This window comes from Dryocola boscaweniae (assembly GCF_025215095.1).
GTDB classification, from domain to species: domain Bacteria; phylum Pseudomonadota; class Gammaproteobacteria; order Enterobacterales; family Enterobacteriaceae; genus Dryocola; species Dryocola boscaweniae.
This window is the reverse complement of sequence record NZ_JALHAP010000070.1, coordinates 101,716-125,902: the sequence shown is the minus strand read 5'-3', so window position 1 is coordinate 125,902 and position 24,187 is coordinate 101,716. Positions and strand designations below refer to the sequence as shown.

Below are 24,187 nucleotides of genomic sequence, written 5' to 3'. Positions count from 1 at the left end.
ACTATATCCATTACTATAACAACGAGCGGATCAGCCTGAAATTAAAAGGCCTGAGTCCGGTAGAATACCGAACCCAGACCCCGATAGCCGCTTAACATGAACTGTCCAACTTTATGGGGTCAGTCCAATACCGGGCTTTTTTTTGCAAACTTCCCGACAACTGCCCGCAAAAGCAGTTGCTGGAGTTATTATTCTGCGCTTAGATGTCAATGTTGTAACCATGACCAGGGTATGGTTATGGATAACTTACTGATTAAGGGGCTACTGTGAAATTGGATGAAATCGCGCGCCTGGCTGGAGTTTCGCGCACCACGGCGAGCTACGTCATCAACGGTAAAGCAAAGCAGTATCGTGTCAGTGACAAAACCGTTGAGAAAGTCATGGCGGTTGTACGCGAACATAACTACCACCCAAATGCGGTAGCGGCGGGTTTGCGAGCGGGGCGCACACGCTCTATTGGCCTCGTTATCCCGGATCTGGAAAACACCAGTTACACCCGAATTGCGAACTATCTGGAACGACAGGCTCGCCAGCGCGGCTACCAGTTGCTGATCGCCTGCTCAGAAGATCAGCCAGATAATGAGATGCGTTGTATTGAGCATCTTCTACAGCGTCAGGTTGATGCGATAATCGTTTCAACATCTCTTCCGCCGGAGCATCCTTTCTATCAGCGTTGGGCGAACGATCCGTTCCCAATCATCGCGCTTGACCGCGCGCTGGATCGAGAACACTTCACAAGCGTAGTCGGAGCCGATCAGGACGATGCTGAAATGCTCGCAGAAGAACTGCGCAAATTCCCGGGCGATACGATTCTTTATCTCGGCGCGTTGCCTGAACTTTCCGTCAGCTATCTACGCGAACAAGGTTTTCGTACGGCCTGGAAGGACGATCCGCGCGAAGTCCATTTCTTGTATGCCAATAGCTATGAACGCGAAGCCGCGGCCCAGCTCTTCGAAAAATGGCTGGAAACGCATCCAATGCCGCATGCGCTATATACCACATCTTTTGCGCTGCTCCAGGGCGTTATGGACGTCACATTGCGCCGCGAAGGGCGTTTGCCTTCTGAACTGGCTATTGCAACCTTCGGCGATCATGAACTGCTCGATTTCTTGCAATGCCCGGTACTGGCTGTGGCGCAGCGTCATCGTGACGTTGCCGAACGGGTGCTGGAATTAGTGCTCGCAAGCCTCGATGAACCCAGAAAACCTAAACCAGGGCTTACCCGTATTCGCCGCAATCTTTATCGCCGTGGCAGCTTAAGCCGTCATTAAGGACAAAAAGGCAGTTTCGGCTGCCTTTGTTAATTAAGATTTTTCTTGTTTCAAATCCCTTTAATATTTCTGGCAATTAAATCTTCGCCACGAAACGTAAAGAAGCCACCCCTTTTAAGTTTAATTGGACCCGCCGTATTATTTTGTTACATACGAACGGATAAAAAGTGTCGGTTAATTAAACAATAATGATTCCCTTTTCTTCAAACCCGCCCCTGCGCTGCATTCCGCCTGCATCTGACGCTGTTAACCTGTGGGGAAATGCCTTAAAATGCCGACCGCGTCGCAAACTGGGTACTTAATATTTTTGTTATCAGGTTTTCAGTCGATTTAACGAACCGCATGTTTATTCGTCTCTTTTCTTTCAAATATTCATAACGTTAATTTTTGCATCGCTTGTGCAGTGCTTTTTGCGCCAGCCATTAATCAATCGTTTAGGTGAGGAATTTTATTTCCCTAAGCCGTGAGGCTTGCTTGACAAGCTTTTCCTCCGCTCCGTAAACTCCTTCGGGTGGGAATTTGTGGGGTAAAGTGGTGGAAAGAGGTGGTTTAAGGTGAGGCTGGCATGTTCCGTGGGGCAACGTTAGTCAATCTCGACAGCAAGGGGCGGCTCGCCGTACCTACCCGTTATCGGGAAAAGCTGGTCGAAACTTCAGAAGGTCAGATGGTATGCACCATCGACATCCATCACCCCTGCCTGCTGCTCTATACCCTCCCCGAGTGGGAAATTATTGAACAAAAGCTAGCCCGTTTGTCGAGCATGAATCCTGTAGAACGCCGCGTTCAGCGCCTTTTACTTGGTCATGCCAGCGAATGTCAGATGGATAGTGCCGGGCGATTACTGGTGGCACCTGTTCTACGCCAGCACGCCAGGCTGACCAAAGAAGTCATGCTGGTCGGGCAGTTCAATAAGTTTGAACTGTGGGATGAAGCGACCTGGCATCAACAGATCAAGGAAGACATCGACGCTGAGCAGGAAACGACAACCGGTTTGTCGGAACGCCTGCAGGACTTGTCACTATAAGTAATGATGGAAAATTTTAAACACACCTCGGTGTTGCTTGATGAGGCCGTGAACGGCCTTAATATTCGTCACGATGGCATCTACATTGATGGCACGTTTGGTCGCGGTGGCCATTCACGACTGATTCTCTCCCAACTGGGCGCGGAAGGCCGTCTGCTGGCTATTGACCGCGATCCACAGGCCATCGCTGCCGCTCAGGCCATTGACGATCCGCGTTTCACCATCATTCACGGACCTTTCTCAGAACTTGCGCAGTATGTAAGTGAACTTGGGCTTACGGGCAAAATAGACGGCATTTTGCTCGATCTTGGCGTTTCTTCTCCACAGCTCGATGACGCAGAACGCGGTTTCTCGTTTATGCGTGATGGTCCGCTGGATATGCGCATGGACCCAACACGCGGGCAGTCTGCCGCTCAGTGGTTGCTCACCGCAGACGAAGCCGACATCGCCTGGGTTATTAAAACCTTTGGTGAAGAGAAATTTGGCAAACGTATCGCCCGCGCAATCGTCGAGCGTAATCGCGAGCAGCCCATGACTCGCACCAAAGAGCTCGCAGCGGTAGTGGCAGCGGCAATGCCGGTTAAAGACAAGTTTAAGCATCCAGCGACGCGCACTTTCCAGGCGATACGCATCTGGATCAACAGCGAATTAGAAGAGATCGAAAACGCGCTGAAAGGTTCCATTGAAGCCTTATCTCCCGGCGGACGCTTGTCGATAATCAGCTTCCACTCGCTTGAAGACCGTATTGTGAAGCGCTTTATGCGTGAGAACAGCCGTGGGCCGCAGGTTCCGGCTGGTTTGCCGATGACGGAAGCGCAGTTAAATAAACTGGGCGGCCGCTATCTGAAATCGCTTGGCAAAATGATGCCAGGCGAAGAAGAGGTAGCGGAAAACGTACGCGCGCGCAGTTCGGTTCTGCGTATCGCCGAGAGGACTAACGCATGATCAACGCAGTGACAGAAGCCCTGGGGAAAGTAACCCAGCTTGGTAGCAATGAGCGCCACGCGCTGCCAACGGTGATTGGCGGGGATCTTTTGCGCCATGGCAAACTGCCACTCTGCTTGTTCGTCGCCATTATTTTTACCGCCATTTCCGTTGTAACCACCGCGCACCACACTCGTTTGCTCACCGCTCAACGTGAACAAATGGTGGTTGAACGTGATGCCCTGGATATTGAATGGCGTAACCTGATTTTAGAAGAAAACGCGCTTGGCGATCATAGCCGGGTGGAACGGATCGCTACGGAAAAGCTGCAATTGCAGCATGTCGATCCTTCGCAGGAAAACATCGTAGTTCAGCAATAAGGAATCGCGCGACAGATGAGAGCAGCGGCAAAAACGCTTAAACCAAAACGCCAGATCGATCAGGCCAACTTTATCGGTTGGCGTTTTGCGTTGCTTTGCGGTTGTATTTTGCTGGCGCTGGTTTTCCTGTTAGGCCGCGTTGCCTGGCTGCAGATTATCGCCCCGGATATGCTGGTTCGTCAGGGGGACATGCGTTCCCTGCGCGTGCAGGAGGTTTCCACCTCTCGCGGAATGATCAGCGATCGTGCGGGGCGTCCGCTGGCGGTGAGTGTGCCGGTGAAGGCCATTTGGGCGGACCCGAAAGAGCTGCATGAAGCCGGAGGCATCACCCTTGATAATCGCTGGAAAGCGCTGGCCGATGCGCTAAAAATTCCCCTCGATCAACTTGCCTCGCGTGTGAACAGCAACCCGAAAGGGCGTTTTATCTATCTGGCGCGTCAGGTTAACCCGGACATCGGCGACTACATCAAAAAGCTGAAGCTGCCGGGCATTCACCTGCGTGAGGAGTCTCGCCGTTACTATCCTTCTGGCGAAGTAACCGCTCACCTTATTGGCTTTACCAACGTGGACAGCCAGGGGATTGAAGGCGTTGAGAAGAGCTTTGATAAATGGCTTACGGGCCAGCCCGGCGAACGTATCGTTCGTAAAGACCGCTACGGCCGCGTGATTGAAGACATTTCTTCTACGGACAGCCAGGCCGCCCATAACCTCGCGCTGAGCATCGACGAGCGTTTGCAGGCGCTGGTTTATCGCGAACTCAATAACGCCGTGGCGTTTAACAAAGCGGAATCCGGCAGCGCCGTGCTGGTCGACGTCAATACCGGCGAAGTGCTGGCGATGGCAAACAGCCCGTCTTATAACCCAAATAACCTGACCGGCACGGCAAAAGACATTATGCGTAACCGCACCATCACCGACGTGTTTGAACCCGGTTCAACCGTTAAGCCGATGGTAGTAATGACTGCGCTTCAACGTGGCGTAGTGCAGGAAAATACCGTACTGAATACCGTGCCGTACCGCATCAATGGTCATGAGATCAAAGATGTGGCGCGCTACAGCGAATTGACCCTCACCGGGGTACTACAGAAGTCGAGTAACGTCGGGGTTTCCAAACTGGCGTTAGCGATGCCCTCCTCAGCGTTAGTAGATACTTACTCACGTTTTGGACTGGGAAAAGCGACCAATTTGGGGTTGGTCGGAGAACGCAGTGGCTTATATCCTCAAAAACAACGGTGGTCTGACATAGAGAGGGCCACCTTCTCTTTCGGCTATGGGCTAATGGTAACGCCGTTACAGTTAGCGCGAGTCTACGCAACCATTGGCAGCTACGGAGTTTACCGTCCGCTGTCGATAACCAAAGTTGACCCGCCGGTGCCCGGCGAGCGTATCTTCCCGGAATCCACGGTTCGCACCGTCGTTCATATGATGGAAAGCGTGGCCCTGCCAGGCGGCGGGGGCGTGAAAGCGGCCATCAAAGGCTACCGTATTGCGATTAAAACCGGTACGGCGAAGAAAGTCGGCCCGGACGGGAAATACATCAACAAATACATTGCTTACACCGCGGGCGTAGCACCTGCCAGTAACCCACGCTTTGCGTTGGTGGTGGTGATTAACGATCCGCAGGCAGGTAAATATTACGGTGGCGCCGTCTCTGCGCCCGTGTTCGGGGCCATCATGGGCGGCGTTTTACGCACCATGAACATCGAACCAGACGCGCTGGCAACCGGTGAAAAAAGCGAATTTGTAATTAATCAGAAAGAGGGATCAGGTGGCAGATCGTAATTTGCGCGACCTTCTCGCTCCGTGGGTGCCGACAGCACCGGAGAGAGCACTGCGAGAGATGACACTCGATAGCCGCGTGGCGGCTTCGGGCGACCTTTTTGTGGCGGTGGTCGGTCATCAGGCGGACGGGCGTCGATATATCCCGCAGGCAATTGCGCAAGGCGTAGCGGCTGTCGTTGCTGAAGCGCAAGGCGAAGCAAGCGATGGCGAAATCCGTGAAATGCACGGTGTGCCGGTGATTTATCTCAGCCAACTGCATCAACGACTCTCCGCGCTTGCGGGACGTTTTTACCACGAACCTTCCGACGCGCTGCGTCTGGTTGGCGTAACTGGCACCAATGGCAAAACCACGACCACCCAGCTTTTAGCGCAATGGGCTCAGTTACTGGGCGAAACTAGCGCGGTGATGGGAACCGTGGGTAATGGACTGCTGAATCAGGTTATCCCAACCGAAAATACTACGGGCTCAGCGGTCGATGTGCAGCAAGTGCTCGCTAACCTGCATCAGCAGGGCGCAACGTTTGCGGCGATGGAAGTTTCTTCCCATGGCCTGGTACAGCATCGCGTGGCGGCGCTGAAATTTGCAGCTTCCGTGTTTACCAATCTTAGCCGCGACCATCTTGATTATCATGGCGACATGGCTGGCTACGAAGCCGCCAAATGGCTGCTGTTCTCCGAGCATGAGGCCGGGCAGGCCATTATTAACGCGGACGATGAAGTAGGCCGTAAGTGGCTGGCGCGTCTGCCGGATGCCGTGGCGGTGACCATGGAAGACAATCTTCAGCCTGATTGCCGTGGGCGCTGGCTGAAGGCGACAAATGTTCACTATCACGATGGCGGAGCCACTATTCAGTTCAGCTCCTCCTGGGGCGATGGCGTAGTCGAAAGTCGTCTGATGGGAGCATTTAACGTCAGCAATCTGTTGCTGGCTTTGGCAACGCTTCTCGCGCTGGATTATGAACTTGCCGAACTGTTGAAAACCGCTGAGCGCCTGCAGCCTGTTTGCGGCCGTATGGAAGTGTTCACCGCGCCGGGTAAAACCACGGTAGTGGTGGATTATGCGCACACACCGGATGCGCTGGAGAAAGCGCTGCAGGCTGCGCGTCTGCACTGTACCGGTAAGCTGTGGTGCGTGTTTGGCTGCGGCGGCGACCGCGACAAAGGCAAACGTCCAATGATGGGCGCCATTGCAGAACAGTACGCTGATGTGATTGTGGTTACCGACGACAACCCGCGGACCGAAGAACCTAAAGCTATTGTGAACGACATTCTTGCCGGCATGCTGGATGCGGGGCGTGCCTGTGTGGTTTTAGGGCGTGCGGAAGCCGTCACCAATGCCATCATGCAGGCTAAAGAGAATGACGTGGTGCTGGTCGCAGGCAAAGGACATGAAGATTATCAAATTGTTGGCAATCGCCGTCTCGACTATTCCGATCGTGTGACTGCAGCTCGTTTGCTGGGAGTTGTGGCATGATCCGCGTTTCCCTGAGCCAACTTGCCGGTATCCTGGCAGGGCAACTGCACGGCGCGGATGCGGATATCGTCGATGTCACGACCGACACGCGTAAATTAACGCCGGGCTGCCTGTTCGTCGCCTTCAAAGGCGAACGTTTTGACGCCCATGACTTCGCCGAAGATGCCATTAAAGGCGGAGCGGGCGCGCTGCTGGTTAGCCATAAGCTGCCGATAGACGTTCCTCAACTGGTTGTTGAAGACACGCGCCAGGCCTTCGGCCAGCTTGGCGCCTGGGTTCGCCAGCAGGTACCGACTCGCGTGGTTGCTTTGACCGGTTCTTCCGGCAAGACATCCGTAAAAGAGATGACCGCAGCAATCCTGCGCCAGTGCGGTAACACGCTTTATACCGCCGGTAACCTGAATAACGACATCGGGGTGCCAATGACGCTGCTGCGTCTGACTCCGGAATACGATTACGCCGTTATTGAACTTGGAGCAAACCATCAGGGCGAAATCGCCTGGACGGTAGGGCTGACGCGTCCGGAAGCTGCGCTGGTGAATAACCTCGCCGCCGCGCATCTGGAAGGCTTCGGGTCGCTTGCGGGCGTTGCGAAGGCCAAAGGGGAAATCTTTGCCGGTTTGCCTGCGAACGGCATCGCCATTATCAATGCCGATAACAACGACTGGCTGAACTGGCAGGAGGTGATTGGCAAACGCAAAACCTGGCGTTTTTCGCCTAACGCGGCCGACAGCGATTTCACCGCTACGAACGTGCATATCACTTCTCACGGCACCGAATTCACGCTGCAAACCCCAACGGGCGATATAGACGTCACTATGCCGTTGCCGGGCCGCCACAATATCGCCAATGCGCTTGCTGCTACCGCGCTGGCAATGGCCGTTGGCGCACCTCTTGACGCCGTGAAAACGGGGCTGGCAGAGCTCAAAGCCGTGCCGGGGCGCCTGTATCCTATTCAGCTTTCCGACACGCAATTGCTGCTCGATGACAGCTACAACGCAAACGTAGGTTCGATGACCGCAGCCGCTCAGGTACTGTCTGAAATGCCTGGTTTTCGCGTTATGGTCGTTGGGGATATGGGAGAGCTTGGCGCCAGAGCGCAAGATTGCCATCGCCAGGTTGGGGAAGCTGCGAAAGCCGCCGGTATCGATTGCGTGTTAAGCGTTGGCGTGCTGAGCGAAATTATTAGCCAGGCCTCTGAAGTTGGCGAACATTTTACCGATAAAAAAGCCGTGATTTCGCGGCTGAATGCGCTGATTGCAGAGCATTCAATTATTACCATTTTAGTGAAGGGTTCACGTAGTGCTGCCATGGAAGAGGTGGTATGCGCATTACAGGAGAATGGAACATGTTAGTTTGGCTGGCCGAACATTTGGTCAAATATTATTCCGGCTTTAACGTCTTTTCTTATCTGACGTTTCGCGCCATCGTCAGCCTGCTGACCGCGCTGTTCATCTCCTTGTGGATGGGCCCGCGTATGATTGCCCGTTTACAGCAACTTTCTTTCGGCCAGGTCGTGCGTAACGACGGTCCGGAATCGCATTTCAGCAAACGCGGGACGCCGACGATGGGCGGGATTATGATCCTGACTTCTATCGTGATTTCTGTGCTGCTGTGGGCCTATCCATCAAACCCTTATGTCTGGTGCGTGCTGTTTGTGCTGGTGGGGTATGGGGCAATAGGCTTTGTCGACGATTATCGCAAAGTTGTGCGCAAAGATACTAAAGGGCTTATCGCGCGCTGGAAGTATTTCTGGATGTCCGTCATTGCCCTGGCCGTGGCCTTCACTATGTACATCGCCGGAAAAGGAACGCCAGCCACCGAGCTGGTTGTGCCGTTCTTTAAAGACGTGATGCCGCAGCTTGGTCTGTTCTATGTTCTGCTGGCCTACTTTGTGATTGTCGGCACCGGCAATGCGGTGAACCTGACCGATGGCCTGGACGGTCTGGCAATCATGCCTACCGTTTTGGTCGCAGGCGGCTTCGCGCTGGTGGCATGGGCTACCGGTAACATGAATTTTGCCGGTTACCTGCATATTCCTTATTTGCGTCACGCGGGGGAGTTGGTAATCGTTTGTACGGCAATTGTCGGTGCCGGTTTAGGCTTCCTGTGGTTCAACACCTACCCGGCTCAGGTCTTTATGGGAGACGTTGGCTCCCTGGCTTTGGGCGGCGCGCTTGGCACAATCGCGGTTCTGCTGCGCCAGGAGTTCCTGTTAGTGATTATGGGCGGCGTGTTCGTAGTCGAAACGCTTTCCGTCATTCTGCAGGTGGGTTCCTTTAAACTGCGCGGGCAGCGTATTTTCCGCATGGCGCCAATCCATCACCACTATGAATTGAAAGGCTGGCCAGAGCCGCGCGTTATTGTGCGCTTCTGGATTATCTCGCTGATGCTGGTCCTGATTGGACTGGCTACGCTGAAGGTGCGTTAACCATGGCAGATTACCAGGGTAAAAAAGTCGTCATTATCGGGTTGGGCTTAACCGGCCTGTCCTGCGTGGATTTCTTCCTTGCACGCGGCGTTACGCCACGTGTAATGGACAGCCGTATCTCCCCGCCAGGTCTTGATAAACTGCCGGAAGCGGTAGAGCATCATCTCGGCTCCCTGAATGAAGACTGGCTGCTGGCGGCAGATTTAATTGTCGCCAGTCCTGGTATCGCGCTGGCGCATCCGGCATTAAGCCGCGCGGCTGATAACGGTGTGGAAATCATCGGCGACATCGAACTGTTCTGCCGCGAGGCGCAGGCGCCGATTGTGGCGATTACCGGCTCAAACGGGAAAAGCACGGTGACAAGCCTCGTAGGCGAAATGGCGAAAGCCGCTGGCATAAACGTCGGGGTAGGCGGCAACATTGGCCTGCCTGCGCTGATGCTGCTGGAGCCTAATCGCGAACTGTACGTGCTGGAACTTTCCAGCTTCCAGTTAGAAACCACCTGTAGCCTGAAAGCGGCAGCCGCCACGATCCTTAACGTCACAGAAGATCATATGGACAGATACCCGTTTGGCCTGCAGCAGTATCGTGCGGCCAAACTGCGTGTTTATGAAAATGCGGCGGTTTGCGTGGTGAATGCGGACGACGCTTTAACCATGCCGGTACGCGGCGCGGATGAGCGTTGCGTGAGTTTTGGCGTAGACGTAGGCGACTATCATCTCAATCGCCAGCAAGGAGATACCTGGCTGCGCGTGAAGGGTGAGAAAGTGCTCAGCACCAAAGAAATGAAGCTGTCAGGCCAGCACAATTACACAAACGCACTGGCAGCCCTTGCGCTGGCCGATGCGGTGAAGCTGCCACGCTCCAGCAGCCTGAAGGCGCTGACAACCTTTACCGGCCTTGCGCACCGTTTCCAGTTGGCATGGGAACATAATGGCGTGCGCTGGATTAACGATTCCAAAGCCACAAACGTAGGCAGCACCGAAGCCGCGCTTAACGGCCTGCACGTGGACGGCACGCTGCATCTGCTGCTGGGCGGCGACGGTAAATCTGCGGATTTCTCATCGCTTGCGCAATATCTACAGGGCCCGAATATTCGCCTGTACTGTTTTGGTCGCGACGGCGCCGAGCTTGCTGAGCTGCGCCCGGAAGTCGCAGAGCAAACGGAAACCATGGCGCAGGCGATGGCGCTTATCGCCCCGCGCGTTAAGCCGGGCGATATGGTCCTTCTGTCGCCGGCCTGCGCAAGCCTCGATCAGTTCAAAAACTTTGAACAGCGTGGCGATCTCTTTATCCGACTTGCGAAGGAGCTGGGCTGATGCGTTTATCACTCCCTCGTCTGCGTATGCCCCGTATTCCAGGATTCGGTATCCTGGCATGGGTGTCATCCGCGCTAAAAGGCTGGGTGATGGGCTCCCGTGAAGCTGACTCAAACAGCATGGTGCTCTACGATCGCACCTTGCTGTGGTTAACGTTTGGTCTGGCCGCGATTGGTTTTATCATGGTGACTTCGGCGTCAATGCCGGTTGGGCAGCGCCTGGCAAACGATCCGTTCCTGTTTGCCAAACGTGATGGCCTGTATATCGTTCTGGCATTCGTCCTGTCGTTGATAACGCTCCGTCTGCCTATGGAGTTCTGGCAGCGGCACAGCACAGCAATGCTGCTGCTTTCTATTGCGATGCTGCTGATTGTGCTGGTGGTGGGTAGTTCGGTTAACGGCGCATCGCGCTGGATTGCCTTCGGCCCGCTGCGTATTCAGCCTGCCGAATTCACCAAGCTGTCGCTGTTCTGCTATCTCGCCAACTATCTTGTGCGCAAGGTTGATGAAGTGCGTAATAACCTGCGCGGCTTCCTTAAACCGATGGGCGTGATTCTGGTGATGGCGATACTGCTGCTGGCTCAGCCTGACCTCGGTACTGTCGTTGTATTGTTTGTCACAACGCTTGCGATGCTGTTCCTCGCAGGCGCGAAGCTCTGGCAGTTCATCGCCATTATCGGCATGGGGATTTCGGCGGTCGTGCTGCTGATTCTTGCTGAGCCATATCGTATCCGCCGTGTAACGTCTTTCTGGAATCCGTGGGAAGATCCTTTCGGTAGCGGCTATCAGCTAACGCAGTCGCTGATGGCGTTCGGTCGCGGCGAATTGTGGGGCCAGGGCTTGGGAAACTCGGTGCAAAAACTGGAGTATCTGCCGGAAGCGCACACTGACTTTATCTTCTCCATTATTGGCGAAGAACTGGGATATATCGGTGTGGTACTGGCTTTATTGATGGTATTCTTCGTCGCTTTTCGCGCCATGTCCATCGGCAAACGCGCTCTTGAAATGGATCAACGTTTTGCGGGCTTCCTCGCTTGTTCAATCGGCATCTGGTTCAGTTTCCAGGCGTTGGTTAACGTGGGCGCGGCGGCAGGTATGTTGCCGACGAAGGGCCTGACGCTGCCGCTTATCAGCTACGGCGGTTCCAGTTTGTTGATTATGTCTACGGCAATCATGATGTTACTGCGTATTGATTATGAAACGCGTCTGGCAAAAGCCCAGGCGTTTACACGGGGTGTGCGATGAGCAATCAATCCCGGCGGTTAATGGTGATGGCGGGCGGCACCGGGGGACACGTTTTCCCGGGACTTGCGGTAGCTCATCATCTAATGGCCGAAGGCTGGCAGGTCCGCTGGCTCGGCACCGCCGATCGTATGGAAGCGGATCTTGTTCCGAAGCACGGCATTGAAATCGACTTTATTCGTATTTCTGGCCTGCGCGGCAAAGGGCTAAAAGCACTTTTGCTGGCGCCGGTGCGTATCTTTAACGCCTGGCGGCAGGCGAGGGCCATCATGAAAGCGTATCGCCCGGACGTTGTGCTGGGGATGGGCGGATACGTTTCCGGGCCGGGCGGCCTGGCCGCGTGGTCGCTTGGCATTCCCGTTGTTTTGCACGAGCAAAACGGTATTGCGGGTCTGACTAATAAATGGCTCGCCAAAATTGCCAAAAAGGTCATGCAGGCGTTTCCCGGCGCATTTCCGCATGCGGACGTTGTCGGCAATCCGGTGCGTACGGATGTGTTAGCGCTCCCCTTGCCCCAGGAGCGTTTTTCCGGCCGTGAAGGTCCGGTTCGCGTGCTGGTGGTCGGTGGTTCCCAGGGCGCTCGCGTGCTGAATCAGACCATGCCGCAGGTAGCGGGGCGTCTCGGCGCCGCCGTAACTATCTGGCATCAATGCGGTAAAGGCGGCCAGGCGGTCGTTCAGCAGGCTTATGCGGAGGCCGCTCAACCTCAGCATAAAGTCACTGAATTTATTGATGATATGGCTGCGGCATATGCCTGGGCGGATGTCGTGGTATGCCGCTCTGGTGCGTTAACCGTGAGTGAAATTGCCGCCGCGGGATTGCCTGCTCTGTTCGTTCCCTTCCAGCATAAAGATCGGCAGCAGTACTGGAATGCGCTGCCGCTGGAAAAGGCCGGAGCCGCCAAAATACTGGAGCAGCCGCAGTTTACCGTGGCTGCCGTTACCGAAACGCTCGCCGGATGGGACAGAGCAACGTTGCAGGCTATGGCCGAACGTGCGCGCGCTGCGTCCATTCCTGATGCAACCGAGCGGGTAGCCAAAGAAGTAAGCGCTGCGGCGCTGGCGTAATTTTTTAAAGGTTTGGGTGGCGAATTCACCCGTGAATTTTTTGATGTAATGGCGCAAAGCGCCGCAGGTTAGAGAATGAATACACAACAACTGGCGAAACTGCGTTCTATCGTGCCCGAGATGCGTCGCGTCCGGCACATTCACTTTGTTGGCATCGGCGGTGCCGGTATGGGCGGTATTGCCGAAGTTTTAGCCAACGAAGGTTACCAGATTAGCGGTTCTGACCTTGCGCCGAACCGGGTCACGCAACAGTTGTCGGCGCTGGGTGCCACTATTTATTTTAATCACCGTCCGGAAAACGTGCGTGACGCAAGCGTGGTGGTGGTTTCCACTGCCATTTCCGCAGATAACCCCGAGATTGTCGCAGCACACGAAGCGCGCATTCCGGTTATTCGCCGCGCTGAAATGCTGGCTGAATTGATGCGTTTTCGTCATGGCATTGCCATCGCGGGAACGCACGGCAAGACAACGACGACAGCGATGGTATCCAGCATTTATGCGGAAGCGGGTCTGGATCCTACGTTCGTTAACGGCGGGCTGGTAAAGGCTGCGGGAACCCATGCGCGCCTGGGCAACAGCCGCTATTTAATTGCGGAAGCCGATGAGAGCGACGCGTCATTCCTCCATCTGCAACCTATGGTCTCAGTCGTGACCAATATCGAAGCCGACCATATGGACACCTACCAGGGCGATTTCGAAAATTTAAAGCAGACGTTTATTAATTTCCTGCACAACTTGCCGTTTTATGGTCGAGCAGTGATGTGCGTGGACGATCCTGTGATTCGCGAGCTGCTGCCGCGCGTGGGTCGTCAAACCACCACTTACGGTTTTAGCGACGATGCGGATGTGCGCATTGAAAACTATCAGCAGGAAGGCCCACAGGGGCATTTCACCATCGCGCGTCTGGATAAACCGGAGCTGCGCGTTACGTTGAATGCGCCTGGCCGTCATAACGCATTGAATGCTGCGGCAGCGGTTGCTGTCGCCACAGAAGAAGGCATTGAAGATGAAGCTATCCTGCGCGCGCTGGAGAGTTTCCAGGGAACCGGCCGCCGCTTTGATTTCCTGGGCGAGTATCCACTGGCGCCGGTAAATGGCAAAGCAGGTAGCGCGATGCTGGTGGATGATTACGGCCATCACCCGACGGAAGTAGACGCGACAATTAAAGCCGCTCGTGCAGGTTGGCCGGATAAAAATCTGGTGATGATTTTCCAGCCGCACCGCTTTACGCGCACCCGCGATCTGTACGACGACTTTGCTAACGTATTGTCGCAGGTAGATTCGCTGCTGATGCTGGATGTTTATGCTGCCGGTGAAACGCCTATTCCGGGAGCGGATAGCCGTTCGCTGTGCCGTACCATTCGCGGTCGTGGCAAGGTCGATCCTATTCTGGTGCCGGAAGCAAGCCAGGTTGCGGATATGCTTGCACCGGTTTTAACGGGAAATGACTTGATTCTTGTTCAGGGCGCCGGAAACATCGGCAAAATCGCGAGAAGCCTGGCCGACCTTAAATTGCAGCCCCCGGCTAAAGAGGAAGACCATCATGGCTGAGAAAATAGCTGTCCTGCTGGGTGGCACCTCCGCTGAACGCGAGGTGTCGCTGCAATCCGGAAGCGCCGTGCTGGCGGGTCTGAAAGAAGCGGGTATCGACGCTTATGGCGTTGATCCGCAAGAAACCTCCGTGACGGAACTCAAGCTTAAGGGTTTTGATAAAGTTTTCATCGCGCTGCACGGCCGCGGCGGTGAAGATGGTACGCTGCAAGGGATGTTAGATTTCCTTGCGCTTCCCTATACCGGCAGCGGTGTAATGGCTTCGGCTATCACGATGGATAAATTGCGTACCAAGCTGCTTTGGCAAGGTGCGGATTTGCCGGTCGCTCCCTGGGTTGCGTTAACGCGCCGTGACGTAGACGCAGGCATCGCTGCGACAACGGTAGAACGCATCGCCCAGCTCGGCCTGCCGGTTATCGTTAAGCCGAGCCGCGAAGGTTCAAGCGTGGGAATGTCGAAGGTCGATGACGTTGCAGCACTGCCGGCAGCGCTGGAGCTGGCATTCGAACACGATGAGGAAGTGCTGATCGAAAAATGGCTCAGCGGGCCTGAATATACGGTAGCAATCCTCGGGGAGGAAATATTACCGTCTATTCGTATCCAACCAGCTGGAACCTTCTATGATTATGAGGCGAAGTATCTCTCTGATGAGACTCAATATTTCTGCCCAAGCGGTTTAATCGAACAGCGTGAGCAGGAATTGCAGGCGTTAGTGCTGCAAGCCTGGCAGATTTTGGGCTGTAGCGGCTGGGGTCGTGTGGATGTCATGCAAGATTGCGACGGGCAGTTTTATCTGCTGGAAGTGAACACGTCGCCGGGTATGACCAGCCATAGCCTGGTACCTATGGCGGCGCGTCAGGCGGGAATGACTTTCTCCCAACTGGTCGTACGTATTCTGGAGTTGGCGGACTGATATGTCGCAAGCAGCCCTGAATGCGCGTAATCGCCAGGAAGAACCGACCAGCACTCGTCGTAGTAACGGCGGGCGCCTGGCAGGCATTATCTTCCTGAGCGCGGTGCTGTTTACGGTGTTTATCGGCGGCTGGATTGTGGTCGGCTGGATGGAAGATGCTCAGCGTCTGCCGCTTTCCAGGCTGGTGGTAACCGGCGATCGGCATTACACGCGCAATGATGATATTCGTCAGTCCATCCTGGCGCTTGGGCCTCCGGGCACCTTTATGACGCAGGATGTGAATATCATCCAGCAGCAGATTGAACGTTTGCCCTGGATCAAGCAGGCGAGCGTAAGAAAGCAGTGGCCGGACGAATTGAAGATTCATCTGGTTGAATATGTGCCCATAGCGCGCTGGAATGATCAGCATATGATCGACGCCGAAGGAAATTCCTTCAGCGTTCCGGCAGAACGTACAGGAAAGCAGACTTTACCGATGTTATCGGGCCCGGAAGGGAGTGAGGGTGAAGTGCTGCAGGGTTATCGCGCGATGGGCGAAGTGCTGGCAAAGGATAAATTCACGTTGAAAGAAGCGGCAATGACCGCTCGTCGTTCCTGGCAGTTGACGCTGAATAACGGTATTAAGCTCAACCTGGGCCGGGGCGATACGATGAAACGCCTGAGTCGCTTTGTGGAACTGTACCCGGTTCTGCAACAGCAGGAGCAAGCCGACAACAAAGTGGTCAGCTATGTCGACTTGCGGTATGACTCTGGCGCGGCAGTAGGCTGGCAGCCCGCTCCCGTACAGGAACCTAATCCTAATCAGCAACAGAATCAGGCACAGGCAGAACAACAATGATCAAGGCGACGGACAGAAAACTGGTAGTAGGACTGGAGATCGGGACCGCGAAGGTCGCCGCTTTAGTAGGGGAAGTTCTGCCCGACGGTATGGTCAATATTATCGGTGTGGGTAGCTGCCCATCCCGTGGGATGGACAAAGGTGGCGTTAACGACCTTGAGTCGGTAGTGAAATGCGTTCAACGGGCAATTGACCAGGCCGAGCTTATGGCGGATTGTCAGATTTCTTCGGTCTACCTGGCGCTGTCCGGCAAGCATATTAGCTGCCAGAACGAAATTGGTATGGTGCCCATCTCGGAAGAAGAGGTGACGCAGGAAGACGTGGAAAACGTCGTCCATACCGCAAAATCGGTGCGTGTGCGTGACGAACATCGCGTTCTGCACGTTATCCCGCAAGAATATGCCATCGATTATCAGGAAGGGATCAAAAATCCGGTAGGGTTATCTGGCGTGCGTATGCAAGCCAAGGTGCATTTGATTACCTGCCACAACGATATGGCCAAAAACATTGTCAAAGCCGTTGAACGTTGTGGTCTGAAAGTTGACCAACTTATTTTTGCAGGGCTGGCTGCGAGCTACGCCGTTCTGACCGAAGATGAACGTGAACTGGGCGTCTGCGTGGTCGATATCGGTGGTGGTACAATGGATATCGCGGTTTACACCGGCGGCGCGTTGCGCCATACCAAAGTGATCCCTTATGCAGGGAACGTAGTGACCAGCGATATCGCCTATGCCTTCGGCACGCCGCCGAGTGATGCAGAAGCCATTAAAGTACGTCATGGTTGTGCGCTGGGTTCGATTGTCGGCAAAGACGAAAACGTTGAAGTGCCAAGCGTGGGCGGGCGTCCGCCTCGTAGCCTGCAACGCCAGACGCTTGCTGAAGTTATTGAGCCGCGTTACACAGAGCTGCTCAACCTGGTCAATGAAGAGATTTTACAGTTACAAGAGCAGCTCCGCCTGCAGGGTGTGAAGCACCACCTGGCTGCGGGGATTGTGTTAACCGGCGGCGCAGCACAAATTGAGGGCCTCGCGGCCTGTGCTCAGCGCGTGTTTCATACGCAGGTGCGTATCGGACAGCCGTTAAATATTACTGGCCTGACTGATTATGCCCAGGAGTCGTACTATTCGACTGCTGTGGGCTTGCTGCACTATGGGAAGGAGTCTCATCTCAATGGTGAAGCAGAAGTGGAAAAACGGACCTCTGTCGGCTCATGGTTTAAGCGAATCAATAGCTGGCTGAGAAAAGAGTTTTAATTTTTATAAGAGACCGGACAAAATTAGCGGTCTCAGGCGACAGGCACAAAACGGAGAGAAACTATGTTTGAACCTATGGAACTGACCAACGACGCGGTGATTAAAGTCATCGGCGTCGGTGGTGGCGGCGGCAATGCCGTTGAACACATGGTGCGCGAACGCATCGAGGGTGTTGAATTCTTCGCAGTGAACACCGACGCTCAGGCGTTACGTAAAACTGCAGTAGGCCAGACGATCCAGATTGGTAATGGTATTACCAAAGGTCTGGGCGCTGGAGCAAATCCAGAAGTAGGCCGTACCGCCGCGGAAGAAGACCGCGATGCGCTGCGCGCCGCACTTGAAGGTGCAGACATGGTGTTTATCGCCGCAGGTATGGGCGGTGGTACCGGTACGGGTGCCGCACCTGTTGTTGCAGAAGTCGCCAAAGACCTCGGTATCCTGACCGTGGCCGTGGTGACTAAGCCTTTCAATTTCGAAGGCAAAAAGCGTATGGCATTTGCGGAGCAGGGTATCTCCGAGCTGTCAAAACACGTTGACTCCCTGATTACTATTCCAAACGACAAGCTGCTGAAAGTGCTTGGCCGCGGCATCTCCCTGCTCGACGCGTTTGGCGCGGCGAACGACGTACTGAAAGGTGCTGTTCAGGGTATCGCTGAACTGATTACTCGTCCGGGTCTGATGAACGTCGACTTTGCTGACGTGCGTACCGTGATGTCCGAAATGGGCTATGCCATGATGGGCTCCGGCGTAGCAAGCGGCGAAGACCGTGCTGAAGAAGCGGCCGAAATGGCGATTTCCAGCCCGCTGCTGGAAGATATCGATCTGTCTGGCGCACGCGGCGTGCTGGTTAACATCACTGCTGGCTTCGACCTGCGTCTGGATGAATTTGAAACCGTGGGTAACACCATCCGTGCGTTCGCTTCTGATAACGCGACCGTGGTTATCGGCACCTCTCTGGATCCAGAGATGAATGACGAACTGCGTGTTACCGTTGTTGCTACCGGTATTGGCATGGACAAGCGTCCTGAAATTACCCTGGTGACTAACAAACAGCAGACTCAGCAACCTGTTATGGATCGCTACCAGCAGCACGGTATGGCGCCTCTGTCCCAGGAGCAAAAGCCTGCAGCTAAAGTTGTTAACGACAACACGCCGCAAACTGCGAAAGAACCTGATTATCTGGATATTCCAGCGTTTTTGCGTAAGCAAGCTGATTAAGAATAACCCGGAAGTTGGGCATCTCCGCTCTTTGTGCTAAACTGGCCTGCCGATTGTGATATACACTTCGGTTGGATAGGTAATTTGGCGAGATTATACGATGATCAAACAAAGGACACTTAAACGTATCGTTCAGGCGACTGGCGTCGGTTTACACACCGGCAAAAAGGTCACACTGACGTTGCGCCCTGCGCCGGCAAATACCGGGGTCATCTATCGTCGCACCGACTTGAATCCTCCGGTAGATTTTCCGGCAGATGCCAAATCTGTGCGTGATACCATGCTCTGTACTTGCCTGGTGAACGAGCACGATGTGCGGATATCTACCGTTGAGCACCTTAACGCTGCCCTGGCAGGGCTGGGCATCGACAACATTATTGTTGAAGTTGATGCGCCAGAAATCCCGATCATGGACGGTAGCGCAGCGCCATTCGTCTACCTGCTGCTTGATGCCGGGATCGACGAACTGAACTGTGCGAAGAAATTTGTGCGCGTCAAAGAGACGGTTCGTGTTGAAGATGGCGATAAATGGGCTGAATTCAAGCCGTACAATGGTTTTTCGTTGGACTTTACCATCGACTTTAACCATCCGGCGATTGATGCAAGCACCCAGCGTTACAGCATGAATTTCTCTGCGGACGCGTTTATGCGCCAGATCAGCCGCGCTCGTACTTTCGGTTTTATGCGTGATATCGAATATCTGCAGTCCCGCGGCCTGTGCTTGGGCGGCAGCTTCGATTGTGCCATCGTTGTTGACGATTATCGCGTACTGAACGAAGACGGCCTGCGTTTTGAAGATGAATTCGTTCGTCACAAAATGCTGGATGCTATCGGTGACTTGTTCATGTGCGGCCACAATATTATCGGCGCGTTTACCGCCTATAAATCGGGTCACGCGTTGAACAATAAACTGTTGCAGGCAGTTTTAGCGAAGCAGGAAGCCTGGGAATGGGCAACCTTTGAAGACGAAGCTGAACTTCCTCTGGCATTCAAAGCACCAACTATGGTGCTGGCTTAACGCCTGAGTTCTCGATTACGACTGGTTTTTGTTGGTACTCTCTCCGGCCAACGAAGCCAGTCGTTCTATTGCCGCTCTAAGTTTTTCCGGGCTACGTTTAGCCACCTCTCGTAATGCTTCTGCACTTTGCTCGCTTAACTCCCGATTGACCTCAAATTGCCCGCTGCGCGTCTGAATGCTGTTTTCTTGTACGGAATCCCTGCCAATTGCGGCAAGCGAAGGATTAATCCTGATGTCGATTGACGTCAATGATGGTAGTATTTGTGCGCGCAATGCACTCAGCAGCGTGGCTTGTTCATAGCGTAAGCGCATAAGCCAACTGGCATTCGCTGTTTCAAGTACGAGGATCCCTTGTCGGAAGTTCGCGACCCGGCACCAGGGATGCAGTTGAGCCGGTATTATACTTCTCACTGCCCGGTTAAGCCGCAATAAGGCAGCCGCGCGTTGTTGCACGTTTTGCAGCACGCTCTGAGCACCGGCATCGTCGAACAGATTCTCTAAAGATTGCGGGCGACTATCACGCATACTATAAGCTCCGGCGGAAAAAGTGATTGGTATTCTAAATCGTTGGCGACAATTTGGCAGACGTTATTTCTGGCCGCATCTCTTATTGGGGATGGTCGCGGCGAGTTTTGGCATGCCTGCGTTCAGCGGGAACACCGACCATACCGCACCTGCGGAAACCTCTGCCAGCAGTCAGGACTATCTTAACCAGGTTAGCTTCGATAGCCTGGTATTATTGCAGGAAAGCACCCGCCGTCCGTCATTTAATGTGGATTACTGGCATCAGCACGCCATTCGTACCGTAATCCGCCACCTCTCTTTCGCTATGGCACCGCAAGCGCTGCCGGTAGCACAAGAAAGTATACCGCTTCAGGCGCAGCATCTCGCTTTACTAGATACGCTCAACGCGTTGTTGACCCAGGAAAGCAAACCTCCCGTTATTGTTCGCCATATTTCTGTCTGGCAGCGTCCCGCCGCTACGATATTCACTCCTGCATTATGGATAAGCCAGGTGCAGGGTATTCGCGCCGGTCCCCAACGTCTCAGCTAAATAAAATCTCTTTAATTATAACTTTATCTGTAGATCTGCTCTGATGCAGGCGTTTGAGAATTAATTATGCTAATCAAATTGTTAACTAAAGTCTTTGGCAGTCGTAACGATCGTACTTTACGCCGCATGCGTAAAGTGGTGTCCATGATCAACAGCATGGAACCACAAATGGAAAAGCTCTCTGACGAAGAGCTGAAAGCCAAAACTAACGAATTCCGCGCCCGTCTGGAAAAAGGCGAAGTGCTGGAAAATCTAATACCTGAAGCTTTCGCCGTTGTGCGTGAAGCAAGTAAGCGTGTATTCGGTATGCGTCACTTTGACGTGCAGTTGCTTGGCGGTATGGTGCTTAACGATCGCTGTATCGCAGAAATGCGTACTGGTGAAGGTAAAACGCTGACGGCAACTCTGCCTGCTTACCTTAATGCGCTGAGTGGCAAAGGCGTTCACGTAGTCACCGTGAACGACTATCTGGCCCAGCGTGATGCGGAAAATAATCGTCCGCTGTTTGAGTTTCTTGGTCTGAGCGTAGGTATCAACCTGCCTGGTATGCCAGCTCCAGCCAAGCGTGAAGCTTATGCTGCCGATATCACCTACGGCACCAACAACGAATACGGCTTCGATTACTTGCGTGACAACATGGCGTTCAGCCCTGAAGAACGCGTCCAGCGTAAGCTGCACTATGCGCTGGTGGATGAGGTGGATTCCATCCTGATTGATGAAGCTCGTACTCCGCTAATCATCTCCGGCCCGGCCGAAGACAGCTCCGAGCTGTACAAAAAAGTAAACACCATCATTCCACACCTGATCCGTCAGGAAAAAGAAGACTCCGACACTTTCCAGGGTGAAGGTCACTTCTCCGTGGATGAAAAATCCCGTCAGGTTAACCTGACCGAACGTGGCCTGGTTAAGGTCGAAGAACTGCTGATGGATGCGGGGATGATGGATGAGGGCGAGTCCCTTTACTCCCCAACTAACATTATGCTGATGCACCACGTTACCGCAGCTCTGCGCGCGCACGTGTTGTTTACTCGTGACGTTGACTACATCGTTAAAGATGGCGAAGTCATCATCGTTGATGAACACACTGGCCGTACCATGCAGGGGCGTCGCTGGTCCGATGGCCTGCACCAGGCTGTAGAAGCAAAAGAAGGCGTGGATATTCAGAACGAGAACCAGACGCTGGCTTCCATTACCTTCCAGAACTATTTCCGCCTGTACGAAAAACTGGCCGGTATGACCGGCACTGCTGATACCGAAGCCTTCGAATTCAGCTCCATCTACAAACTCGATACCATCGTGGTGCCAACCAACCGTCCAATGATCCGTAAAGATATGCCGGATCTGGTCTATATGACCGAAATGGACAAAATCGGCGCCATTATCGAAGATATTAAAGAGCGTACTGCGAACGGCCAGCCGGTGCTCGTAGGGACCATTTCTATCGAGAAATCCGAAGTTGTTTCTGCTGAACTGACCAAAGCGGGCATTAAGCACAACGTTCTGAACGCCAAATTCCACGCTAACGAAGCGGGTATCGTTGCGCAGGCGGGTTATCCTGCTGCGGTAACCATCGCGACCAACATGGCAGGTCGTGGTACGGATATCGTGCTGGGCGGTAGCTGGCAGGCGGAAGTGGCCGAGCTTGTCGACCCAACGCCTGAACAGATTGCACAAATCAAAGCTGACTGGCAGATTCGTCACGAAGCCGTGCTGGCGTCCGGTGGTTTACACATTATTGGCACCGAGCGTCACGAATCGCGTCGTATCGATAACCAGCTACGTGGCCGTTCTGGTCGCCAGGGCGATGCCGGTTCTTCGCGCTTTTATCTGTCTATGGAAGATGCCCTGATGCGTATTTTCGCTTCAGACCGCGTTTCTAACATGATGCGCAAACTGGGTATGAAACCAGGTGAGGCGATTGAGCACCCTTGGGTAACCAAAGCGATTGCCAACGCACAGCGTAAAGTTGAAAGCCGCAACTTCGATATTCGTAAGCAACTGCTGGAATATGACGACGTTGCCAACGATCAGCGTCGTGCAATCTACAGCCAGCGTAATGAGCTGCTGGACGTGAGCGACGTAAGCGAAACCATCAACAGCATTCGCGAAGATGTGTTCAAAACCACCATCGACGCACATATTCCGCCACAGTCGCTGGAAGAAATGTGGGATGTTCAGGGCCTTGTCGATCGTCTGAAAAACGACTTTGACCTCGATATGCCAATCAAAGAGTGGCTGGACAAAGAGCCTGAGCTGCATGAAGAGACATTACGTGAACGTATTTTGCAAAACGCTATCGAAGTTTATCAACGCAAAGAAGAGGTTGTTGGCGTTGAAATGATGCGTCACTTCGAGAAAGGCGTCATGCTGCAAACTCTCGACTCCCTGTGGAAAGAACATCTGGCCGCGATGGACTACCTGCGTCAGGGCATCCACCTGCGCGGCTACGCACAAAAGGATCCGAAGCAGGAGTACAAACGCGAATCCTTCGCTATGTTTGCGGCCATGCTCGAATCACTGAAATATGAAGTAATCAGCACCCTGAGCAAAGTTCAGGTGCGTATGCCGGAAGAAGTTGAAGCAATGGAGCAGCAGCGTCGCGAAGAGGCCGAGCGTCTGGCTCAAATGCAGCAACTGAGCCACGTGGATGACGAAACTCAGGCGGCAAATGCTTTGGCGGCAGAAACCGGCGAGCGTAAAGTAGGCCGTAACGATCCGTGTCCGTGCGGTTCTGGTAAAAAATTCAAACAGTGCCACGGCCGTCTGAGCTAAGCACGGTGTGATTGATAAAGGCGCAGCTTGCTGCGCCTTTTCTTTACGGAGCATCTGAATAAAAATGAAACAACTGCAAATTGCCGTCGGGATCATCCGCAACCCACAAGGCGAGATATTCATTACCCGGCGAGCGGCTGATGCGCATATGGCGAACAAGCTGGAATTTCCCGGCGGGAAAATCGAATCAGGCGAGACGCCCGAGCAGGCGCTGGTACGTGAATTACAGGAAGAGACGGGAATTACCGCGACGCGTTACTCAGGGTTCGAAACTCTGGCGTATCAGTTTCCTGACAGACACATTACGCTATGGTTTTTCCTGGTGGAAGGATGGAAAGGTGAACCCTGGGGCAAAGAAGGGCAGCCGGGGCAGTGGATTGCTCAGCATGACCTCAAAGCCGATGACTTCCCGCCGGCCAACGAGCCAGTCATCAAAAAACTACAGCAGCCTTAAGGCTGCTGTTCTTCACTCCAGCCATCGCTATCAGAAAGATCGCTGCTGCTTGGAATACGTTTCTCTTCTGCAGCCCATTCGCCTAAATCAATAAGCTGGCAGCGCTTGCTGCAAAACGGGCGGTATGGGCTGGTTTCATTCCAGATAACGGCTTTACCGCAGCCGGGGCAGTTAACGACAGTAGATTCAGACATCTTTTCTCC

At 54.0% G+C, this 24,187-nt stretch carries 23 protein-coding genes; 21 read left to right on the top strand and 2 right to left on the bottom strand.

Going from position 1 to position 24,187, the window contains the following annotated elements; translation table 11 throughout:
* The 18 genes from MUA00_RS04040 to lpxC all read left to right on the top strand — a co-directional run.
* The coding region (locus MUA00_RS04040) for an IS3 family transposase (protein WP_271121941.1) at positions 1-95 on the top strand (95 nt) is incomplete at its 5' end.
* A 171-nt stretch (positions 96-266) separates the two neighbouring features.
* Positions 267-1,271 (top strand): catabolite repressor/activator, encoded by a 1,005-nt coding sequence (cra, locus tag MUA00_RS04035; protein WP_271121838.1) that lies wholly within the window; start codon positions 267-269, stop codon positions 1,269-1,271.
* 565 nt (positions 1,272-1,836) lie between these two features.
* Positions 1,837-2,295: a division/cell wall cluster transcriptional repressor MraZ gene (gene mraZ / locus MUA00_RS04030; protein WP_271121839.1), complete on the top strand. Its 459-nt coding sequence runs from the start codon at positions 1,837-1,839 to the stop codon at positions 2,293-2,295.
* A 3-nt stretch (positions 2,296-2,298) separates the two neighbouring features.
* A complete protein-coding gene (gene rsmH, locus MUA00_RS04025) occupies positions 2,299-3,240 on the top strand; it encodes a 16S rRNA (cytosine(1402)-N(4))-methyltransferase RsmH (RefSeq protein ID WP_271121840.1) in 942 nt (313 codons plus the stop codon).
* Positions 3,237-3,599 carry a cell division protein FtsL gene (gene ftsL / locus MUA00_RS04020; protein WP_167611108.1) on the top strand — a complete coding sequence of 121 codons (363 nt, stop codon included), beginning with the start codon at positions 3,237-3,239 and terminating at the stop codon, positions 3,597-3,599. Before rsmH ends, ftsL begins: the two co-directional genes overlap by 4 nt.
* A 15-nt stretch (positions 3,600-3,614) precedes the next feature.
* A complete protein-coding gene (locus tag MUA00_RS04015) occupies positions 3,615-5,381 on the top strand; it encodes a peptidoglycan glycosyltransferase FtsI (RefSeq protein WP_271121841.1) in 1,767 nt (588 codons plus the stop codon).
* Complete coding sequence (gene murE / locus MUA00_RS04010; protein WP_271121842.1) at positions 5,368-6,855, top strand: UDP-N-acetylmuramoyl-L-alanyl-D-glutamate--2,6-diaminopimelate ligase; 1,488 nt, start codon at positions 5,368-5,370, stop codon at positions 6,853-6,855. The genes MUA00_RS04015 and murE overlap by 14 nt, the downstream gene beginning before the upstream one ends.
* A complete protein-coding gene (gene murF, locus MUA00_RS04005; RefSeq protein WP_271121843.1) occupies positions 6,852-8,210 on the top strand; it encodes a UDP-N-acetylmuramoyl-tripeptide--D-alanyl-D-alanine ligase in 1,359 nt (452 codons plus the stop codon). The genes murE and murF overlap by 4 nt, the downstream gene beginning before the upstream one ends.
* Positions 8,204-9,286, top strand: a complete 1,083-nt coding sequence (gene mraY / locus MUA00_RS04000) for a phospho-N-acetylmuramoyl-pentapeptide-transferase (protein WP_271121844.1) — start codon at positions 8,204-8,206, stop codon at positions 9,284-9,286. Before murF ends, mraY begins: the two co-directional genes overlap by 7 nt.
* 2 nt (positions 9,287-9,288) lie before the next feature.
* Entirely contained in the window at positions 9,289-10,605 is a 1,317-nt protein-coding gene (gene murD, locus MUA00_RS03995; protein ID WP_271121845.1) for a UDP-N-acetylmuramoyl-L-alanine--D-glutamate ligase, read from the top strand.
* Positions 10,605-11,849, top strand: coding sequence for a cell division protein FtsW (gene ftsW / locus MUA00_RS03990; protein WP_271121846.1), 1,245 nt, complete (start codon positions 10,605-10,607; stop codon positions 11,847-11,849). The genes murD and ftsW overlap by 1 nt, the downstream gene beginning before the upstream one ends.
* Positions 11,846-12,913 carry an undecaprenyldiphospho-muramoylpentapeptide beta-N-acetylglucosaminyltransferase gene (gene murG / locus MUA00_RS03985; protein ID WP_271121847.1) on the top strand — a complete coding sequence of 356 codons (1,068 nt, stop codon included), beginning with the start codon at positions 11,846-11,848 and terminating at the stop codon, positions 12,911-12,913. Before ftsW ends, murG begins: the two co-directional genes overlap by 4 nt.
* Before the next feature lie 75 nt (positions 12,914-12,988).
* On the top strand, positions 12,989-14,464 hold the full coding sequence (gene murC, locus MUA00_RS03980) for a UDP-N-acetylmuramate--L-alanine ligase (protein ID WP_271121848.1): 1,476 nt from the start codon (positions 12,989-12,991) through the stop codon (positions 14,462-14,464).
* Complete coding sequence (locus MUA00_RS03975) at positions 14,457-15,377, top strand: D-alanine--D-alanine ligase (protein ID WP_271121849.1); 921 nt, start codon at positions 14,457-14,459, stop codon at positions 15,375-15,377. The genes murC and MUA00_RS03975 overlap by 8 nt, the downstream gene beginning before the upstream one ends.
* A gap of 1 nt (position 15,378) precedes the next feature.
* Entirely contained in the window at positions 15,379-16,215 is an 837-nt protein-coding gene (gene ftsQ, locus MUA00_RS03970) for a cell division protein FtsQ (protein ID WP_271121850.1), read from the top strand.
* Positions 16,212-17,468 carry a cell division protein FtsA gene (gene ftsA, locus MUA00_RS03965; RefSeq protein WP_271121851.1) on the top strand — a complete coding sequence of 419 codons (1,257 nt, stop codon included), beginning with the start codon at positions 16,212-16,214 and terminating at the stop codon, positions 17,466-17,468. The genes ftsQ and ftsA overlap by 4 nt, the downstream gene beginning before the upstream one ends.
* Before the next feature lie 63 nt (positions 17,469-17,531).
* Positions 17,532-18,686, top strand: a complete 1,155-nt coding sequence (ftsZ, locus tag MUA00_RS03960; protein ID WP_271121852.1) for a cell division protein FtsZ — start codon at positions 17,532-17,534, stop codon at positions 18,684-18,686.
* Positions 18,687-18,786: 100 nt separating this feature from the next.
* Positions 18,787-19,704 (top strand): UDP-3-O-acyl-N-acetylglucosamine deacetylase, encoded by a 918-nt coding sequence (gene lpxC, locus MUA00_RS03955; protein ID WP_271121853.1) that lies wholly within the window; start codon positions 18,787-18,789, stop codon positions 19,702-19,704.
* 15 nt (positions 19,705-19,719) lie between these two features.
* Here lpxC and MUA00_RS03950 read toward each other — a convergent pair whose 3' ends face one another.
* Complete coding sequence (locus MUA00_RS03950; RefSeq protein ID WP_271121854.1) at positions 19,720-20,229, bottom strand: DUF721 domain-containing protein; 510 nt, start codon at positions 20,227-20,229, stop codon at positions 19,720-19,722.
* Between the two features lie 22 nt (positions 20,230-20,251).
* Here MUA00_RS03950 and secM point away from each other — a divergent pair, with 22 nt between their 5' ends.
* From secM to mutT, 3 genes are all read left to right on the top strand, one after another.
* Complete coding sequence (gene secM, locus MUA00_RS03945; RefSeq protein WP_271121855.1) at positions 20,252-20,758, top strand: secA translation cis-regulator SecM; 507 nt, start codon at positions 20,252-20,254, stop codon at positions 20,756-20,758.
* 66 nt (positions 20,759-20,824) lie between these two features.
* Positions 20,825-23,530, top strand: a complete 2,706-nt coding sequence (gene secA / locus MUA00_RS03940; protein WP_271121856.1) for a preprotein translocase subunit SecA — start codon at positions 20,825-20,827, stop codon at positions 23,528-23,530.
* A 64-nt stretch (positions 23,531-23,594) separates the two neighbouring features.
* On the top strand, positions 23,595-23,984 hold the full coding sequence (gene mutT / locus MUA00_RS03935; protein WP_271121857.1) for an 8-oxo-dGTP diphosphatase MutT: 390 nt from the start codon (positions 23,595-23,597) through the stop codon (positions 23,982-23,984).
* Here mutT and yacG read toward each other — a convergent pair.
* On the bottom strand, positions 23,981-24,178 hold the full coding sequence (gene yacG, locus MUA00_RS03930; protein WP_271121858.1) for a DNA gyrase inhibitor YacG: 198 nt from the start codon (positions 24,176-24,178) through the stop codon (positions 23,981-23,983). The two genes, mutT and yacG, sit on opposite strands and share 4 nt — an antisense overlap.
* Positions 24,179-24,187: the final 9 nt, after the last annotated feature.

Excerpts from the sequence above, each read along its gene's own strand:
- secA (WP_271121856.1), top strand. The coding sequence starts at position 20,825 with ATGCTAATCAAATTGTTAACTAAAGTCTTTGGCAGTCGTAACGATCGT.
- murG (WP_271121847.1), top strand. The coding sequence starts at position 11,846 with ATGAGCAATCAATCCCGGCGGTTAATGGTGATGGCGGGCGGCACCGGG.
- murD (WP_271121845.1), top strand. The coding sequence starts at position 9,289 with ATGGCAGATTACCAGGGTAAAAAAGTCGTCATTATCGGGTTGGGCTTA.
- ftsW (WP_271121846.1), top strand. The coding sequence starts at position 10,605 with ATGCGTTTATCACTCCCTCGTCTGCGTATGCCCCGTATTCCAGGATTC.
- mutT (WP_271121857.1), top strand. The coding sequence starts at position 23,595 with ATGAAACAACTGCAAATTGCCGTCGGGATCATCCGCAACCCACAAGGC.
- mraY (WP_271121844.1), top strand. The coding sequence starts at position 8,204 with ATGTTAGTTTGGCTGGCCGAACATTTGGTCAAATATTATTCCGGCTTT.
- ftsZ (WP_271121852.1), top strand. The coding sequence starts at position 17,532 with ATGTTTGAACCTATGGAACTGACCAACGACGCGGTGATTAAAGTCATC.
- MUA00_RS03975 (WP_271121849.1), top strand. The coding sequence starts at position 14,457 with ATGGCTGAGAAAATAGCTGTCCTGCTGGGTGGCACCTCCGCTGAACGC.
- rsmH (WP_271121840.1), top strand. The coding sequence starts at position 2,299 with ATGATGGAAAATTTTAAACACACCTCGGTGTTGCTTGATGAGGCCGTG.
- murF (WP_271121843.1), top strand. The coding sequence starts at position 6,852 with ATGATCCGCGTTTCCCTGAGCCAACTTGCCGGTATCCTGGCAGGGCAA.
- ftsL (WP_167611108.1), top strand. The coding sequence starts at position 3,237 with ATGATCAACGCAGTGACAGAAGCCCTGGGGAAAGTAACCCAGCTTGGT.
- ftsQ (WP_271121850.1), top strand. The coding sequence starts at position 15,379 with ATGTCGCAAGCAGCCCTGAATGCGCGTAATCGCCAGGAAGAACCGACC.
- yacG (WP_271121858.1), bottom strand. The coding sequence starts at position 24,178 with ATGTCTGAATCTACTGTCGTTAACTGCCCCGGCTGCGGTAAAGCCGTT.
- MUA00_RS04015 (WP_271121841.1), top strand. The coding sequence starts at position 3,615 with ATGAGAGCAGCGGCAAAAACGCTTAAACCAAAACGCCAGATCGATCAG.
- lpxC (WP_271121853.1), top strand. The coding sequence starts at position 18,787 with ATGATCAAACAAAGGACACTTAAACGTATCGTTCAGGCGACTGGCGTC.
- MUA00_RS03950 (WP_271121854.1), bottom strand. The coding sequence starts at position 20,229 with ATGCGTGATAGTCGCCCGCAATCTTTAGAGAATCTGTTCGACGATGCC.
- murC (WP_271121848.1), top strand. The coding sequence starts at position 12,989 with ATGAATACACAACAACTGGCGAAACTGCGTTCTATCGTGCCCGAGATG.
- ftsA (WP_271121851.1), top strand. The coding sequence starts at position 16,212 with ATGATCAAGGCGACGGACAGAAAACTGGTAGTAGGACTGGAGATCGGG.
- mraZ (WP_271121839.1), top strand. The coding sequence starts at position 1,837 with ATGTTCCGTGGGGCAACGTTAGTCAATCTCGACAGCAAGGGGCGGCTC.